The sequence below is a fragment of the Erwinia sp. L03-1 genome, assembly GCF_058686115.1.
In genome coordinates this window covers 3,074,959-3,091,386 of the sequence record NZ_CM178762.1, presented here as the reverse complement: position 1 = coordinate 3,091,386, position 16,428 = coordinate 3,074,959, and the positions used below count along the sequence as shown (strand labels likewise).

The 16,428-nt window shown below is 59.8% G+C and carries 18 protein-coding genes; 10 read left to right on the top strand and 8 right to left on the bottom strand.

The genetic code is table 11. The annotated features are described in order from the left end of the window. Positions 1-29: 29 nt before the first annotated feature. Both modF and modE read right to left on the bottom strand, forming a co-directional pair. Positions 30-1,505: a molybdate ABC transporter ATP-binding protein ModF gene (gene modF, locus AC4PCC_RS14230; RefSeq protein ID WP_492124948.1), complete on the bottom strand. Its 1,476-nt coding sequence runs from the start codon at positions 1,503-1,505 to the stop codon at positions 30-32. Between the two features lie 75 nt (positions 1,506-1,580). Then, the gene (modE, locus tag AC4PCC_RS14225; RefSeq protein ID WP_492124947.1) at positions 1,581-2,360 is read right to left on the bottom strand and encodes a molybdenum-dependent transcriptional regulator; all 780 of its coding nucleotides are present in this window, start codon (positions 2,358-2,360) and stop codon (positions 1,581-1,583) included. 144 nt (positions 2,361-2,504) lie between these two features. On the opposite strand from modE, the gene AC4PCC_RS14220 reads away from it, so the two are divergent. The 4 genes from AC4PCC_RS14220 to modC all read left to right on the top strand — a co-directional run bounded on the left by AC4PCC_RS14220 (position 2,505) and on the right by modC (position 5,341). Beyond that, on the top strand, positions 2,505-2,660 hold the full coding sequence (locus AC4PCC_RS14220) for an AcrZ family multidrug efflux pump-associated protein (RefSeq protein ID WP_073980956.1): 156 nt from the start codon (positions 2,505-2,507) through the stop codon (positions 2,658-2,660). Between the two features lie 145 nt (positions 2,661-2,805). After that, the gene (gene modA, locus AC4PCC_RS14215) at positions 2,806-3,579 is read left to right on the top strand and encodes a molybdate ABC transporter substrate-binding protein (RefSeq protein ID WP_492124946.1); all 774 of its coding nucleotides are present in this window, start codon (positions 2,806-2,808) and stop codon (positions 3,577-3,579) included. Beyond that, on the top strand, positions 3,576-4,271 hold the full coding sequence (gene modB / locus AC4PCC_RS14210; RefSeq protein WP_492124945.1) for a molybdate ABC transporter permease subunit: 696 nt from the start codon (positions 3,576-3,578) through the stop codon (positions 4,269-4,271). The genes modA and modB overlap by 4 nt, the downstream gene beginning before the upstream one ends. Then, positions 4,265-5,341: a molybdenum ABC transporter ATP-binding protein ModC gene (gene modC, locus AC4PCC_RS14205; RefSeq protein WP_492124944.1), complete on the top strand. Its 1,077-nt coding sequence runs from the start codon at positions 4,265-4,267 to the stop codon at positions 5,339-5,341. Before modB ends, modC begins: the two co-directional genes overlap by 7 nt. On the opposite strand, the gene AC4PCC_RS14200 is transcribed toward modC, so the two are convergent. After that, positions 5,323-6,141 (bottom strand): pyridoxal phosphatase, encoded by an 819-nt coding sequence (locus AC4PCC_RS14200; protein ID WP_492124943.1) that lies wholly within the window; start codon positions 6,139-6,141, stop codon positions 5,323-5,325. The genes modC and AC4PCC_RS14200 overlap by 19 nt on opposite strands. 158 nt (positions 6,142-6,299) lie before the next feature. Between AC4PCC_RS14200 and pgl the strand changes: the two genes are divergently transcribed. Further along, on the top strand, positions 6,300-7,298 hold the full coding sequence (pgl, locus tag AC4PCC_RS14195) for a 6-phosphogluconolactonase (protein WP_492124942.1): 999 nt from the start codon (positions 6,300-6,302) through the stop codon (positions 7,296-7,298). 46 nt (positions 7,299-7,344) lie between these two features. On the opposite strand, the gene AC4PCC_RS14190 is transcribed toward pgl, so the two are convergent. The 4 genes from AC4PCC_RS14190 to bioA form a co-directional block, all read right to left on the bottom strand. Then, positions 7,345-7,821 (bottom strand): kinase inhibitor, encoded by a 477-nt coding sequence (locus AC4PCC_RS14190; protein ID WP_492124941.1) that lies wholly within the window; start codon positions 7,819-7,821, stop codon positions 7,345-7,347. A 15-nt stretch (positions 7,822-7,836) separates the two neighbouring features. After that, positions 7,837-8,517: a type 1 glutamine amidotransferase domain-containing protein gene (locus tag AC4PCC_RS14185; RefSeq protein ID WP_067702480.1), complete on the bottom strand. Its 681-nt coding sequence runs from the start codon at positions 8,515-8,517 to the stop codon at positions 7,837-7,839. 10 nt (positions 8,518-8,527) lie between these two features. Continuing rightward, the gene (gene curA / locus AC4PCC_RS14180) at positions 8,528-9,571 is read right to left on the bottom strand and encodes an NADPH-dependent curcumin/dihydrocurcumin reductase (RefSeq protein ID WP_492124940.1); all 1,044 of its coding nucleotides are present in this window, start codon (positions 9,569-9,571) and stop codon (positions 8,528-8,530) included. A 96-nt stretch (positions 9,572-9,667) separates the two neighbouring features. After that, positions 9,668-10,960, bottom strand: a complete 1,293-nt coding sequence (bioA, locus tag AC4PCC_RS14175; RefSeq protein WP_492124939.1) for an adenosylmethionine--8-amino-7-oxononanoate transaminase — start codon at positions 10,958-10,960, stop codon at positions 9,668-9,670. Positions 10,961-11,050: 90 nt separating this feature from the next. Here bioA and bioB point away from each other — a divergent pair, with 90 nt between their 5' ends. From bioB to bioD, 4 genes are all read left to right on the top strand, one after another. Further along, positions 11,051-12,082, top strand: coding sequence for a biotin synthase BioB (bioB, locus tag AC4PCC_RS14170; RefSeq protein ID WP_492124938.1), 1,032 nt, complete (start codon positions 11,051-11,053; stop codon positions 12,080-12,082). A gap of 79 nt (positions 12,083-12,161) precedes the next feature. After that, positions 12,162-13,370, top strand: a complete 1,209-nt coding sequence (gene bioF / locus AC4PCC_RS14165; protein WP_492124937.1) for an 8-amino-7-oxononanoate synthase — start codon at positions 12,162-12,164, stop codon at positions 13,368-13,370. Further along, positions 13,367-14,125, top strand: coding sequence for a malonyl-ACP O-methyltransferase BioC (gene bioC, locus AC4PCC_RS14160; protein WP_492124936.1), 759 nt, complete (start codon positions 13,367-13,369; stop codon positions 14,123-14,125). The genes bioF and bioC overlap by 4 nt, the downstream gene beginning before the upstream one ends. Next, a complete protein-coding gene (gene bioD / locus AC4PCC_RS14155; protein WP_492124935.1) occupies positions 14,118-14,792 on the top strand; it encodes a dethiobiotin synthase in 675 nt (224 codons plus the stop codon). The genes bioC and bioD overlap by 8 nt, the downstream gene beginning before the upstream one ends. 71 nt (positions 14,793-14,863) lie before the next feature. Here the strand turns inward: bioD and AC4PCC_RS14150 are convergent, their stop codons facing one another. After that, positions 14,864-15,580, bottom strand: coding sequence for an ATP-binding cassette domain-containing protein (locus AC4PCC_RS14150; RefSeq protein ID WP_067702498.1), 717 nt, complete (start codon positions 15,578-15,580; stop codon positions 14,864-14,866). Positions 15,581-16,008: 428 nt separating this feature from the next. Between AC4PCC_RS14150 and AC4PCC_RS14145 the strand changes: the two genes are divergently transcribed. Continuing rightward, a complete protein-coding gene (locus AC4PCC_RS14145) occupies positions 16,009-16,215 on the top strand; it encodes a hypothetical protein (protein WP_345831184.1) in 207 nt (68 codons plus the stop codon). Positions 16,216-16,428: the final 213 nt, after the last annotated feature.

Below are 16,428 nucleotides of genomic sequence, written 5' to 3'. Positions count from 1 at the left end.
CAGACCCTCAGACCACGGCAGCCAGCCGCTTAGATAAGCGATGTCTGCTCGTAGCGGTAGCTCTCCCCGTCCGGCACAAAGGTCAGGCGGTGGGTAATACAGCGTGGCGCATCTTCAGCATGATGAGAAACAAACAGCAGCTGGGTGTCGCCTTCGCCGATTAGCACATCAATAAACCGCCTGACCAGCTGTCGATTAATCGGGTCCAGCCCCTGCAAGGGTTCATCAAGGATCAGCAGGGCCGGGTGTTTCACCAGCGAACGGGCAATCAGCACCAGCCGCTGCTGACCCCAGGAGAGTCCATGAAACGGCGCATCGCCCGCCGCAGGGCTCATTCCCAGCAGATGGAGCCACTGGCCGACAAGCTGTTGCTGGCGGTCGGATACCGCCTGATAGAGGCCGATGGAGTCAAAGTAGCCCGAGAGGATCACGTTGCGGACGCTACTGCTAACGCGATATTCAAGATGCAGGCTGCTGCTGACGTAGCCGATATGCTGCTTGATATCCCAGATAGTTTCCCCGCTGCCGCGACGGCGGCCAAACAGGGTGAGGTCGTTGCTGTAGCCCTGAGGATGATCGCCCGTCACCAGGCTCAGCAGGGTCGATTTCCCGGCACCGTTGGGGCCGATAATCTGCCAGTGCTGGCCCGGCTTCACCTCCCAGCTAAGATGATTGAGGATGGGCTTATCGCTGTAGCTCACCACCCCGTCGCGCAGCACGATGGGGGAGATATCGCCCGCGAGGCGTGGCGCTTCGCTGTCAACGCCGTCCGCTTCCGGCAGGGCCATGCCCTCCAGCTGTTCGCTATGGGCCAGCTGGGCGACCAGCGCCTGGGCCAGAATCTCCTGCCGCGGCCCGACGTGGGTGAGGGTACATTCTGCCAGTACGCCGACCTTATCGACAAAGTCGGGAATATCGTCGAACCGGTTTAGCACCAGCACCAGCGTATGGCCGTGCCGATGCAGCGCGGCCAGCACCTCTGCCAGACTGGCGCGGGAAGCCACGTCAAGCCCGTCAAAGGGTTCATCAAGGATCAGCAGGTCCGGCCCGGCCATCAGTGCCTGGCAAAGCAGCGTTTTACGGGTTTCGCCGGTCGAGAGATATTTGAATCGCCGATCCAGCAGGTGGGTTATCCCAAACAGGCCGGCCAGATGCTGGCAACGGCTGGCATCGCTGACCGTTTCCTGAATAATTTCCGCGCTGGTGCGACCGGTATCATCTTCATCCGCACTCAGCAAATCGGTGTTGTTACGCTGCCACTCTTCGGATACCAGCTTCTGGAGCTGTTCAAGCGAAAGACGAGTGGGACGGGCAAAACTGTTCAGGTAGTCCCCTTTGGCGATGCTAAGCTCGCCAGACAGCGCCCGGGCAAGCGATGATTTACCGCTGCCGTTGGCCCCAACGAAGGCCCAGCTTTCGCCGGCCGCAAGCGTCAGCGCCGGTAGTGAAAGGGAGCGGATTGCGCTGAGGTGAAACGTGCCTTGCGAAATATGCAACGATGTCATTATTTATTCCATTTTGTGCAGGGTACCCACACTAATAATCGTCAGCCGGACTAATGTCAAATCCCTGCATCCCGATCAGAGCAGCGTCGCGATAATCACCTTATCTGCATCAAAATGTGCTGTTACCGGCAGGCCAGGCTGCAGTTTTTGCTGGTCTGCCGTTTCATTACTGAGCGTGGCACAAAGTGTCTCCCCGCCCGGCAGGGCGATCAGCACCTCGCTATGGGTTTCGCCGCGCAGCACTCCGGCGAGGGTACCGCGTAGCTGGTTATCTGCCGTACTGGCCTCCTGCGTGACCTCAATCCAGGGCGCTTTGATCAATACCAGCACCTCTTTTCCGGCGCTCAGCGCCAGGCGATTGGCACTTTGCTCGGTGATTGCCGCTTTTATACGGGTCTGGCCGTCGGCAAGCTGCACCTCAACGTGCTGTTGGACGCGCATATGGTCACGCCCGACCACCGTTCCCGAAAGCTGATTGCGCGCGCTGGTTTGCAGTGAAAAGCGCGCAATGGCACCCAGCAGGCTGCCGAGCGGCACGTCATCCTGTAGCACGTCGAACGCCTTCTGCTGAATCTGCTCCATCAGCGCAAACAGCTGCACCAGCCGCTCGCCGTAGGCGGTCAGCTGCGTGCCGCCTCCGCCTTTACCACCGGTAACGCGCTCGACCAGCGTGCGATCGGCCAGCTGATTCATCTCGTTGATGGCATCCCAGGCGCTCTTATAGCTGATCCCGGCCAGCTTCGCGCCCTGGCTGATAGATCCGGTATGCTGGATCTGCTTTAGCAGCTCAATGCGGCGCGGATCGGCAAACAGGCGCTGCTGCAATTTAAGGGTTAGAGAAATTTCGGCCTGCATAGCGGCTCCTGTTAAAAACGACGATCTGCAAAGTGTACACCGTCAGGCGACCGGGGCGTAAATTGTGCGGAAACGCACAAAAGAACAGTGCACTTTTCGGCTTGCTGGTTACAATGGCTTTTTTATTCAGTAAGGGAGGCTTCAATGCTGGAGTTATTAAAAGGCCTGGCCGTCGCGATCCTGATGGTTCCGGTGGTAATGGCGATAATCCTTGGCCTGATTTACGGTCTGGGTGAAGTCTTTAACGTTATTTCTAAAATTGGTCATCGCCGGGATCGGCAGGCTAAAAACCCTCAGTAACGTCTCTCGCAGCGCCCGGCACCCGCCGGGCGCGCTTTTTCCTGCGCCTGCTCAACTTCTTTTCACCTCTGCCGATAAATTTCATGACAGTGTTTTTTTTCTCGTTATATTATCAGCCATATAACGAAATCCTCTGGAGAACATCATGTCCGTAAAACTACGTCTTTTCTTTGCCGGTGCGGTACTGAGCGCCAGCGTGGCGGGGCAGGCCGTTGCGGCGGAGAATATCACCGTCTTTGCTGCCGCCTCGTTAACCAATGCCCTGCAGGCCATTGCTGAGCAGTATCAGCAGGGCAAAGAGGTGAAGATTGTCTCGTCATTCGCCTCGTCGTCCACCCTAGCGCGGCAGATAGAACAGGGTGCGCCAGCGGATCTGTTTATCTCTGCCGATCGGCAGTGGATGGACTACGCGGCGCAGAAGCAAACGATTGATGAGGCCAGCCGCTTTACCCTGCTGGGTAATCAGCTGGTGCTGGTGGCGCCGACGGAAAGTCATGCGCCGCAGGTGGCGATTTCTAAAACTACCGACTGGAAAAGCCTGCTGAAAGGGCAGCGCCTCTCCGTGGGCGACCCCGACCATGTACCTGCGGGGATTTACGCCCAGGAGGCACTGGAGTCGCTGGGGGCATGGTCAACCGTTTCCCCGCTGCTGGCACGCGGAAACAGCGTCCGTGCTGCGCTGGCGCTGGTCGAACGTAACGAAACGCCGTATGGCATCGTTTACGGATCTGATGCCGTCGCCAGCAAGAAAGTGACGGTAGTCGGCGTTTTCCCTGAAAACAGCCATAAGCCGGTGGAGTATCCGATGGCCATTGTCAAAAATCATAACGGCGCCAGCGTAAAGGCCTTTTACGACTACCTGAAAGGCCCGCAGGCGGCGGCTATCTTTAAACAGTATGGCTTCACGCCTGCCTCATGATCCTTAGCGAGCCGGAGTGGCAGGCCGTCGCCCTCAGCCTGAAGGTCTCGTCGGTGGCGGTGCTGTTTAGCCTGCCGTTTGGGATACTGATGGCCTGGATTCTGGTTCGCTGTCGTTTCCCGGGAAAAGCGCTGCTCGACAGTCTGATCCACCTGCCGCTGGTGCTGCCGCCGGTGGTGGTGGGGTATCTGCTGCTGATAGGTTTTGGCCGACGCGGCGTGATCGGCGCCGCCCTGTATGACTGGTTTGGCTTTACCTTCGCTTTCAGCTGGCGCGGCGCGGCGCTGGCGTCGGCGGTGGTTGCTTTTCCGCTGATGGTTCGCGCCATTCGCCTGTCGCTGGAAGGGGTGGATGCCGGGCTGGAAATGGCGGCGCGCACCCTGGGGGCCGGACGCTGGCGGGTGTTCTTTACCATCACGCTGCCGCTGACGCTGCCGGGCGTGATTGCCGGAACGGTTCTGGCCTTTGCCCGCTCGCTGGGCGAGTTTGGTGCGACCATTACCTTCGTCTCCAATATCCCGGGTGAAACCCGCACGCTACCTTCCGCCATGTATACCCTGATTGAAACGCCCGGTGCGGAAGACGCCGCCGCGCGGCTGTGCATCATTGCTATTGCGCTGGCGCTGGGCTCGCTGCTGATTTCCGGGTGGCTGGCCCGCTGGGGCCGGAAAAAACTGGGGGGAGCATGTTAGAACTCTGCTTCAGCCAGCGTCTTGGCAACCATCAGCTTGAACTGGACGTTCAGCTCCCTGCGCAGGGGATCACCGCTATCTTCGGCGTGTCCGGCGCGGGAAAAACCTCGCTGATTAATGCGATTGGTGGTCTGACGCAACCGCAACAGGGGCGCATCGTACTGAATGGCCGGGTGCTGAGCGATGCCGCCGCCGGGGTGCATTTGCCGCCCGAGCGGCGGCGCATCGGCTACGTGTTCCAGGACGCGCGCCTTTTCCCGCACTATCGCGTGCGCGGAAATCTGCAATACGGTATGGCGAAAAGTATGCGCGCCCAGTTTGATGCGCTGGTCGGGCTGCTGGGGCTGGAGGCGCTGCTGACGCGCTATCCGGCATCGCTCTCCGGCGGCGAAAAACAGCGCGTGGCCATTGGCCGGGCGCTGCTCACCGCCCCGGAGGTGCTACTGATGGATGAGCCGCTGGCCTCGCTGGATCTGCCCCGCAAGCGTGAGCTGCTGCCCTGGCTCCAGCGGCTGGCAGGGCAGGTGGCTATCCCGATCCTCTACGTCAGCCACAGCCTGGATGAAATCCTCCAGCTGGCCGATAACGTGCTGGTGCTGGATAATGGCCGGGTTAAGGCGTCGGGCCCGCTGGAAAAGGTGTGGGCCAGCAGCGCAATGCGCCCCTGGCTGCCGCGTGCCGATCTGAGCAGCGTGCTGCGCGTCCAGGTTCTGGAGCAGCATCCCCGCTATGAAATGACCGCGCTGTCGCTGGGCGATCAGCATATCTGGGTCAGCCGGGTAGAGGCCCCGCTGAAAACGCCCCTGCGCATCCGCATTCAGTCCGCTGACGTCTCGCTGGTGCTACAGCCTCCGGTTAACAGCACGATCCGCAACGTCATCCCGGCGCAGGTGACCGAGCTGCTGACGGTGGAGGATCAGATTGAGGTCAAACTGCGCATCGGGCAGAGCGAGCTGTGGGCGCGGATCACGCCCTGGGCACGAGACGAACTGATGATTAAAACGGGCATGTGGCTGTACGCGCAAATCAAAAGCGTCTCGCTCACCACGGATTACAGCACTTCGCGATAGATTGTCTCGGCAATGCCCGGTTCCAGGTTGGTACCAATGACCCGGCCCGCCCGGGCTTTAATCGCCTCGTCGACGTTACCCATCGCCACCCCCAGCCCCGCCGTTTCCAGCATGCTGAGGTCGTTGTAATTATCACCAAACGCCAGTACGTCGCTCATCTGGTAGCCCTCAGCGGCAACCCACTGCGCCAGACGGCGGCCTTTACTGTTGCCCGCCTGGGCAATATCCACCTGATCGTGCCATGACCATTCACAGGCCAGGCCCAGTTCCTTTTCCACCCGCTGCGCAAACTGCTGGAGCGCGGTGGTGTCGGCGTGGGAAAGGGCAAACTTCCAGATTGACTGCGCCTCCGCTGCCGCCTGCGCCAGGCTGGCCACCTGCCTGAAGACCGGACGCTGCGCTTCCGGCAGCGACAGCCCCCAGTTAATGGTGCGGCTTACATGCCCGGTTTCGTGCTGATAAAGCATCGCATCATCCACGTAGAGCAGCCCATGGATGGCGGCCTCATTCAGCATCTCAGTCACCCGCAGTGCCTGAGCGGTAGGAAGCGGGTCGGACTGCAAGACCTTTTTCGCATGATAATCATACAAATAGGCACCGTTGCAGCAGATTGCAGGTGTATCAAGAGCTAATGCCTGATAAAAAGGATGGATAGCCACGTGGTGGCGTCCGGTAACGATAACCACCTTTGCTCCTGCCTGCCGGGCCTTGTTTAACGCGTCCAGCGATTCGGGCAGAATGGTTTTTTGTGGCGTCAGCAGGGTGCCGTCCAGGTCCAGCGCAATAACGCGATAGCTCATAATCAGTTCCGAATGGGGGTTAAATAAACGCCAGTAGTCTACACCCTGTGCCGTCCGCCACAAAATCACACGCCCCGCAGAGGGGATCGTCGCGTTATTATTTCCTGAAAATACGCTACGCTTTGCGGCAGCCAGGTTTCCCACTGAAAGGAGAATTTATGCAACAGATCGTCTATACCGCCAGCCCGGAGAGCCACCAGATCCACGCGTGGCAGCTTGACAGTGAGGGTGCGCTCACGCTGCTCCAGGTCGTGGATGCCCCAGGCCAGGTGCAGCCGATGGTGGTCAGCCCCGATAAGCAGTTTCTCTATGTGGGCGTGCGCCCGGGATTTCGCATCGTAGCGTACCGCATTGACGCCGGGGGTAAGCTGACCGAAGCCGGACAGGCGCCGCTGCCCGGCAGCCCAACGCATATCTCAACCGACAAAGCGGGGCGCTTTATCTTCGTTGGCTCTTATAACGATGCCTGCGTCAGCGTGTCGCCGATCGGCGCTGATGGCCTGCCGGGCGAGCCGCTCCAGGTGATTAAAGGGCTGGAAGGCTGCCATTCAGCCAATATCGATCTCAGCAATAAAACGCTGTTTGTTCCGGCGCTGAAGCAGGATCGTATCTGCCTGTTTGACCTGCAAAGCTGCGGTGAGCTTCAGCCGCACCGCCAGGCGCAGGTGACTACCGTGGAAGGTGCCGGGCCGCGCCATATGGTTTTCCACCCCAATCAGCAGTACGCCTACTGCGTCAATGAGCTGGACAGTACCGTGGACGTGTGGCAGCTGGCGAATGCGCATGGCACGGTCGAACGCGTGCAGAGTCTGGACATGATGCCTGCCGGATTCAGCGACACCCGCTGGGCGGCGGATATTCACCTGACGCCGGATGGCCGCCATCTGTACAGCTGCGATCGCACCGCCAGTATCCTGACGCACTTTAGCGTCAGTGAAGACGGTGGGTTGCTGACGGTAACCGGCTATCAGCCAACCGAAACGCAGCCGCGCGGCTTCAACATTGATCACAGCGGGAAATATCTGGTGGCGGCCGGGCAGAAGTCACATCATATTGAAGTGTTCAGCATCGACGGCGAGCAGGGCGCACTTACGCCGCTGGCACGCTACGCGGTTGGCCAGGGCCCAATGTGGGTGGTGATTCACCGGCTTGACTGAGAAAGGAAACAGGGCAGATATCTGCCCTGTTGAAGCGCCCTGTTGGTTACGCGTAAAGCGCGGTTAGCGAGGCGCTGCCCAGCTTGTGGAAATGGACGTTGAAGCCGAGCATCGCGCCGCTGGCATGTTCATCCACCCCGATGTTATCCACGTCCAGCGCATAGACGGTGAAAATATAGCGGTGGCTCTCGCCTTTTGGCGGCGCCGCGCCGCCGTAGCCCTGGCTGCCGAAATCCGTACGGGTTTGCACCGCACCGGCGGGAAGCGCAGCAACGCCTGAACCGGCTCCCTGCGGCAGCGTGCGGGTATCGGCGGAAAGATTCGCCACTCCCCAGTGCCACCAGCCTGAACCGGTAGGCGCATCGGGGTCAAAGCAGGTAATGACAAAGCTTTTGGTGCCTTCCGGCACCTCGTCCCAGGCTAAATGTGGGGAGAGGTTATCTCCCTGGTAGCCCATGCCGTTAAACACATGGCGGAGGGGCAATTTATCGCCATCGTTGAAATCCTGACTGGTCAGTTTCATTCCATCTCCCTGTTATTATTTGTGAAGCAGTTTTAATAGCTCTTCGGCGGCGGCGGCCGAGGACGCGGGATTCTGACCGGTCACCAGATGCCCATCCGTCAGGGTGAACACGCCCCAGTCATCGGTTTTTTCATAGTCCGCGCCCAACGCTTTCAGCACATCCTCGACCAGAAAAGGTACCACATTTGTCAGGCCGACGGCTTTTTCCTCGCTGTTAGTAAAGCCGGTGACCCGTTTACCGGCGACCAGCGGGGTACCGTCAGGTTTTTTAACGTGGCGCAGTACGCCCGGCGCGTGACAAACGGCACCGACCGGCTTGCCGTTGGCATAAAAGTTCTCTATCAGCTCAATGCTTTTACGATCCTCTGCCAGATCCCACAGGGGACCGTGTCCACCGGGGTAGAACACCGCATCGAACGTGCTGCTTTCGATATTGGCCAGCATCTGCGTGTTAGCCAGCGCCTGCTGAGCCACGAGATCCTGGCGAAAGCGTTCGGTGTCCAGGGTCTGGGCGTCTGGCTCGTCGCTTTTTGGATCGAGCGGGGGATGTCCTCCGGCAGGCGAGGCCAGCACCACGTTTATCCCCGCATCACGGAAGACATACCAGGGCGCGGCAAACTCTTCCAGCCAGAACCCCGTTTTTTTACCGGTATCACCCAGCCTGTCATGCGAAGTCAGCACCATTAATACTTTCATTTTTCTATCCTCAGGGTTGGTCACCGGCCACGCGAATCAGTACCTTGCCGAAGTTTTTACCTTCAAGCATGCCGATAAAGGTCTCCGGCGCATGGTCCAGACCCTCCACACTATCTTCACGGAAAACAAAGCGATCTTCTGCCACCCACTGACTCATCTGGCTAAAGAATTCGCCGAAGCGGTGGCCATAGTCCTGGGTAATGATAAAGCCCTGAACGCGCAGGCGTTTGCGCAGGATAGTTCCCTGAAACTGTGGCAGCTGGTTGGGGCCGGCGGCAGGTTCGGTACTGTTATAGTCGGCAATCAGCCCGCAGACCGGTATGCGTCCCTTTGTATTCATCAGCGGCAGTACCGCACTGAATACCTTACCGCCAACGCTTTCGAAGTAGACGTCAATCCCTTCGGGACAGTGGCGCCTGAGGGATTCCGCGAAATCGCCGGCGCGGTGATCCAGACAGCGGTCAAAGCCCAGCGACTCTTCTGCATAGCGGCACTTATCGGCGCCGCCCGCAATGCCCACCACGTAGCAGCCTTTCAGTTTCGCAATCTGCCCGACGATGGATCCTACCGCGCCGGTGGCGGCGGCAACGACCACGGTTTCACCCGGCTGCGGCTGACCGATATCCAGCAGCCCCATATAGGCGGTGAAGCCCGGCATCCCGAGCATCCCGAGTGCCCATGAGGGGTGCTTTAATACCGGGCCGCTCAGCTTAAACAAATCCTTGCCGTCAGAGAGTGCGAAGTCCTGCCATCCGCTGTTGCTGACCACCCAGTCACCTTCGGCATAGTCAGGGTGGTCAGAGTGTTCGACAATGGCGACGGTGCCTGCGCCCATAACCTCGTTGATCGCCACGGGCGGGACATAGGAAGGGCCCTCGCTCATCCGTCCACGCATATACGGGTCCAGCGAAAGCCAGACGGTGCGCAGCAGAATTTGTCCTGCCGCTGGCGTCGGAACGTGCCCGGTTTCAAGCCGGAAATTAGCGTCTGTCGGTGCGCCGTGCGGGCGGGATGCCAGTACGATGCGGCGATTAGTCTGTTTATCTTGCGGCATAATTTTCTCCTTAATGCGGAATGCGGCCTGGTAAAAGCGTAGTGCATCAGCGGACCTGATGCCTGGCGCCCTGTGCCATTACCGCATCAGAGACCCTCAGGCCCCGATAAAGTGGCCGGGCTTTTCCAGCGCCCCGGTAATGGCATCCGTCAGGCGCTGCAATGCTTCAGGGCTGATAATATAAGGCGGCATCAGATAGATCAGCCGGCCAAACGGGCGTATCCACACGCCGCACTCGACAAAAAATGCCTGCAAAGCGGCCATATTGACCGGCTGATGAGTTTCAATCACCCCAATAGCGCCCAGTACGCGCGCATCTTTTACTGCAGGGTGGTCGGCAAGGGGCAGAAGCGAGCGGCGGAGCTGCGCTTCAATATCCGCGACCTGCTGCGGCCACTGGTTCTCCTGGAGTATCGCCAGGCTCTCGCTGGCGACGGCGCAGGCCAGAGGGTTACCCATAAAGGTTGGCCCATGCATAAAGCAGCCCGCCTCGCCGTTGCTGACGGTATCGGCGACGTGACGGGTGGTCAGCGTGGCTGAGAGCGTCATGGTTCCGCCGGTCAGGGCCTTACCCACGCAGAGAATATCCGGCGCGATATCAGCATGTTCGCAGGCGAACAGCTTACCGGTGCGGCCAAAGCCGGTGGCAATCTCATCGGCAATCAGCAGGATGCCGTACCTGTCGCACAGCGCCCGCACGCGCTGCAAATAGCGCGGGTGATAGAACCGCATGCCGCCCGCGCCCTGAACCACCGGCTCCAGGATCACCGCGGCGACCTCGCCAGCGTGATGCGTTATCAGCCGCTCAATGTCATCGGCATCGCTGTCGCGCCACGCTTCATCAAAGCGGCAGGCGGGGGGGGCGGCGAACAGATGGCTGGGCAGGTAGCCCTGATAGAGGCTGTGCATCGAATTGTGCGGATCGCACACCGACATGGCAGCAAAGGTATCGCCGTGGTAGCCATTTCGCAGCGTCAAAAAACGCTGCCGCTTCTCGCCGCGTGCCTGCCAGTATTGCAGGGCCATTTTCATGGCGACTTCTACCGCTACCGATCCCGAATCCGCCAGAAACACGCACTCCAGCCCGGCTGGCGTCATGTCGACCAGCCTGCGACAAAGTGCGACCGCAGAAGGATGAGTAATGCCGCCAAACATCACGTGCGACATCTGTGCTATTTGCGCGGTCATCGCCTGATTAAGCCGGGGATGGTTATAACCGTGAATCGCAGCCCACCAGGAGGACATGCCGTCCACCAGCGTTCGGCCATCGGCCAGCTGAAGCGAGGTGCCCTGGGCACCGACCACCGGGTAGACCGGCAGCGGCTGACTCATTGAGGTATAGGGGTGCCAGATGTGGCGGCGATCGAAGGCGAGGTCTGAAGGGATCATAAAATTACTTGTAAACCAATTTCAAAAAAATTAGTTTACAAGTATAACCGGGCAACGACCCGACACGACAGTACTTTTTTGGAGCAAGCAATGGCAACTCGCTGGACGGTCTCACAGGCTCAGGCCCTGTTTAATAAGCCTTTTCTCGAACTGATGTTTGAAGCGCAGCAGGTGCATCGTCAGCACTTCGACCCGCGTCAGGTGCAGGTCAGTACGCTGCTGTCGATTAAAACCGGGGCCTGCCCGGAGGACTGCAAATATTGCCCGCAGAGCGCGCGGTACAAAACCGGGCTGGAGTCCGAACGGCTGATGGAAGTGGAGGAGGTGCTGAGCTCCGCGCGTAAGGCGAAGGCCGCCGGCTCCGATCGCTTCTGTATGGGGGCCGCCTGGAAAAACCCCAACGACCGCGATATGCCTTACCTTGAGCAGATGGTAAAAGGCGTGAAGGCGATGGGGCTGGAAACCTGTATGACGCTGGGCATGCTGAGCGACGGACAGGCGCAGCGTCTGGCAGAAGCGGGGCTGGATTTCTACAACCATAACCTGGACACCTCCCCGGAGTTTTATGGCAGCGTCATCACCACCCGCAGCTATCAGGAGCGTCTGGATACGCTGGGCAAAGTCCGCGATGCCGGGATAAAGGTGTGCTCCGGGGGGATTGTCGGGCTGGGTGAAACCGTCAGCGACCGCGCCGGGCTGCTGGTTCAGCTGGCAAATCTGCCCACGCCGCCGGAAAGCGTACCGATTAATATGCTGGTCAAGGTCAAAGGCACGCCAATGGCGGACAATGATGACGTCGATCCCTTCGATTTTATCCGCACCATTGCCGTCGCCCGCATCATGATGCCAGCCTCGCACGTGCGTCTCTCTGCCGGGCGTGAACAGATGAGCGAGCAGACCCAGGCAATGTGCTTTATGGCCGGCGCAAACTCTATCTTCTACGGCTGTAAATTGCTGACTACCCCCAATCCTGAAGAGGATAAGGATATGCTGCTCTTCCGCAAGCTGGGCCTCAATCCGCAGCACACCACCACCGAGGCGGGCGATAACGAGCAGCAGCACTCTCTGGCCGGGCAGTTGCTGAACGCCGATACCGGGCAGTTCTATAACGCGGCGGTCTGAATGCGTCCTGGATGTGCCTTAAATTCGCGGTGGCCTGTATGAGCCAGACAGGCTGTCGTTTAAATCTGTGGTGGACCCTATGAGCTGGCAGCAACGGATCGATCTCGCCCTCGCCGAACGCCGGGAGAAGGGGCAGTTTCGCCAGCGGCGGATCAACCAGCAGGGCGATGCGCGGACATTACAGATCGACGGGCGTCGCTATCTCAACTTTTCCGCCAATGACTACCTTGGGCTGAGTCACGAGCCGCGCATTATTCGTGCCTGGCAGCAGGGGGCGGAGCAGTATGGCGTGGGGGCCGGCGGCTCCGGCCACGTCACCGGCTACAGCGCCCCCTGTGCGGCGCTGGAGACGCAGCTGGCCGCGTGGCTGGGCTTTCCCCGCGCGCTGCTGTTTATCTCTGGCTTTGCCGCTAACCAGGCGGTCATTACGGCGATGATGGCGAAAGGGGATCGGCTTTTCGCCGATAAGCTTAGCCACGCTTCGCTGCTGGAAGCCGCGGTGCTCAGCCCGGCGACGCTGCGCCGCTTCGCGCATAACCAGCCTGACGTACTGAACAGGCTGCTGGCGGGCAACGCAGCGGGGGAAACGCTGGTGGTCACCGAGGGGGTGTTCAGCATGGATGGCGACAGCGCGCCGCTGGCACCGATCCATCGGCTGACCCGTCAGCATGGCGGCTGGCTGATGGTGGATGACGCACACGGCATTGGCACCGTCGGAGAGCAGGGGCGCGGCAGCTGCTGGCAGCAAAACGTCCGTCCCGAGCTGCTGGTGGTGACCTTTGGCAAAGCCTTTGGCGTCAGCGGCGCGGCGGTACTCTGTCAGCAGGACACCGCCGACTACCTGCTGCAATTTGCCCGCCACCTGATTTACAGCACCGCCATGCCGCCCGCGCAGGCCTGTGCGCTGACTGCCGCACTGACCTGCGTTCAGCAGGGGGACGATCGCCGCCAGCGACTGGCGCAAAATATCCATCAGTTCCGCGACGGCGCGCGCGCGCGCGGCCTGACGCTGTTTCCCTCTCTGACCGCTATCCAGCCACTGGTTGTCGGTGATGAACATCGCGCGCTGGCGCTGGCAGAGAGGCTGCGCCAGCTTGGCTGCTGGGTGACGGCCATCCGACCGCCCACCGTTCCCCCAGGCACGGCGCGGCTGCGTATTACGCTCAGCGCGGCGCATCAGGCGGAGGATATTGAACAACTGCTGGACCTGCTGCATCAGGCGACTTGTCCGGCGGACGGGTTACCGACTGACGCCGCGCCTCACCCGGCGTGCGGAGGAGGAGCATGACGCACGCTGTCGATAAACAGGCCATCGCCCAGGCCTTTGGTCGCGCCGCAGAGGGTTACAACCAGCATGCCGAACTTCAGCGTCTGAGCGGCGAGGCGCTGGCCGGTTTTGCCACCCGCCAGCGGGATTTGAACGTGCTGGATGCCGGTTGCGGCACCGGCTGGTTTAGCCAGCGCTGGCGCGAGGCGGGAAACCACGTTACCGCGTTCGACCTTTCCGCCCAGATGCTGGAGCGGGCGCGAGCCGAAAAGACCGCCAATGACTACCGCCAGGGCGATATTGAAGCGCTGCCCTTTCACGCAGCAGAATTTGATCTCTGCTGGAGCAACCTTGCGGTGCAGTGGTGCAGTGATTTGCGCCAGGCCCTGGCTGAACTGTGCCGGGTGACCCGCCCGGGAGGACAGGTTCTGTTTTCCACCCTGGAAGCGGGTTCGCTCGGCGAAGTTCAGCTCGCCTGGCAGCATCTCAACCTTCCCGCGCCGGTTAACCGGTTTTTATCCACCGGGCAGATTGCCGAAGCGGGAGAGGGGACAGCGCTAACGTTACACCGCCAGACGCTGACGCTGGCCTTCCCCGACGTGCTGAGTGCGCTGCGCTCGCTGAAGGGGATTGGGGCAACGCACCTGCATCAGGGGCGGCATGGCGCACTGCTGACCCGCCGTCATCTTCAACAGCTTGAGCAGGTCTGGCCCCGCGACGCGCGCGGCTGCCTGCTGAGCTACCATCTGATTTATGGAGTAATTAACCGTGACTGAACGTTGGTTTATAACCGGAACGGACACCGAAGTGGGGAAAACCGTCGCCAGCACCGCCCTGCTACAGGCGGCCAGGCAGGCGGGTTTTCGCTGCGTGGGATACAAGCCCGTCGCTTCCGGCAGTGAGATCACGCCACAGGGGCTGCGCAATGAGGATGCGTTAGTCCTGCAAAAGGCGTCCGCCGTGGATCTCCCTTACGACAGCATTAATCCGATGGCGTTTGTGGAGCCTACCGCTCCGCATATCCTCAGCGCGGAGGAGGGCAGGCCTATCGATTTTCAGCAGCTTTCTGCCGGGCTGAAGGCCCTGACGCAGCAGGCGAACTGGGTGCTGACCGAGGGGGCTGGCGGCTGGTTCACCCCGCTCACCGACAGCGCAACCTTCGCCGACTGGGTGCGGGCTGAACAGCTGCCGGTTGTGCTAGTAGTGGGGATCAAGCTGGGCTGTATTAACCATGCGCTGCTGACCGCGCAGGCGATTCTGGCCAGCGGTCTGCGGCTGGCAGGGTGGATAGCAAACGCTGTTCAGCCGCCGGGCAAGCGGCATCAGGAGTATCTGGCCACGCTGGCGCAGCGGCTCCCGGCGCCGATGCTGGGCGAAATTCCCTACCTGACCGAGGCCGGGGACTTTGAGCAGCTGGGGCAATACGTCAGGCTGCCGGTGTGAATCGCGGCGCCAGCCAGCGCAACCGGGGCTGGCAGCATGCTGGAGCGGTATGACGCGCCGCTACCGGGCGCTCAGACCGCCAGCCAGGTATTAACCATATTCTCATCAAGCTGAGCAACGGTGCCGTGCGCCACGTTGCGCCCCTGGTGCAGCAGGAGAAAGTAGTCGGCCACCCGGCGGATAAACGAGATGCGCTGTTCAAGCAGCAGGATGGTCAGGCCGAAGTCATGGTTAAGGCGGTGGATAAGATTGCCCATCTCCTCCTCCAGCCAGGAGGACATTCCCTCCATCGGTTCATCCAAAATCAGCAGCCTGGGCTCCAGCACCAGCGCCCTCGCCAGGGCCAGCTGTTGCTGCTGATCGGCGCGCAGATCGCCGCTGCGCTGGTGGCGCAGGGACCAGAGCGCCGGAAAGAGATCGTACACCACCGGAGGGATGGCCCGATGCCTGTCGGGACCCGCACCGGCAAGCAGCGCGATTTGCAGATTGGCCTCCACGCTTAGCTGTGAAAAGAGCTGACGCCGCTGCGGAACATAGCCTATCCCCAGCGCGGCCCGCTGTTCTACGGGCTGCAGCAGCAGATCCTGCGGCGGCAGGCTCCCCTCCTGCCAGATAATCGAGCCGCTGTTGATGGGCAGATTACCCATAATACAGTTAACCAGGGTGGTTTTGCCCATGCCGGGGCGGCCCAGCACGCCGGTGCAGGTGCCAGGCGGTAATTCGAGATCGACATCCCACAAAATATGGTTTTGTCCGTAAAACTGATTAATTGAACGTAAGCTGAGCATCTGACACTCTCCTTCAGACAGTTATCGATCGCACCTGATTGCATCCGCTCTCCGTCGTCTGTCAAACAGTCTTCAATGCCTTGTATAAGAAACCTGCGGCTCTGAGCTTCGTTCTGGTGTAAGGAGCGCGCCGGGTGCTGACCTGCTTCCCGTAGTGTCTTGCAATTGACAGGCCAGGTTGTTAAGTGCTGCACGCAATCATGATACCGACAGGCATTTTGCTGCGGTTATTGGTAATGTTTATTTAATAATTACCGGTAGTGATTTGGTGCTGCACTGCGGCGGTGCCCCGTGCAGGCTGGTGATGGTGCAGTTGCCTGTCTGAGAAGCAGTGAGAGGGGAAAGGATATAAGTAAATAAGGGGTAACCAGGGCTGGCGGCGGCACCAAAACTATGCTTTCTCATCATGCCAATGCTGAAGATTGACAGTGAAAAAAAGCAAAAAAAAATTTTTAGCATCCTTTTTTACCGGCAGCGCAGCTTTATACACAGCAGACGGTTCGGGCGCTCAAATCAGTTATCCACCATTCCTGTGGATAACCATGTGCATGAGCGGCTTAAAACTCACGCCAGGCGAGAGCCAGCGCGGCCTGGGCACGAGTTGCTGTGAAACTCATCTTACGGTGAATGCATAACACTATCAACGACTTGATGAAAATCAAGCAGGATAAAAAAACCGGTCGCGCGCTTCCCGCATTTTGTCAGCCACGCTTGACAAATGTTAAAGTGGCAGACCCTTCTGGGGATAACCTCACTATTCCCTGTTTGATTAAGTATTTAACCGGTTATCTATAAGGACTTAACAACAGGTTCACTTCATCATGCAAAATAACTGTGGATATATCCAG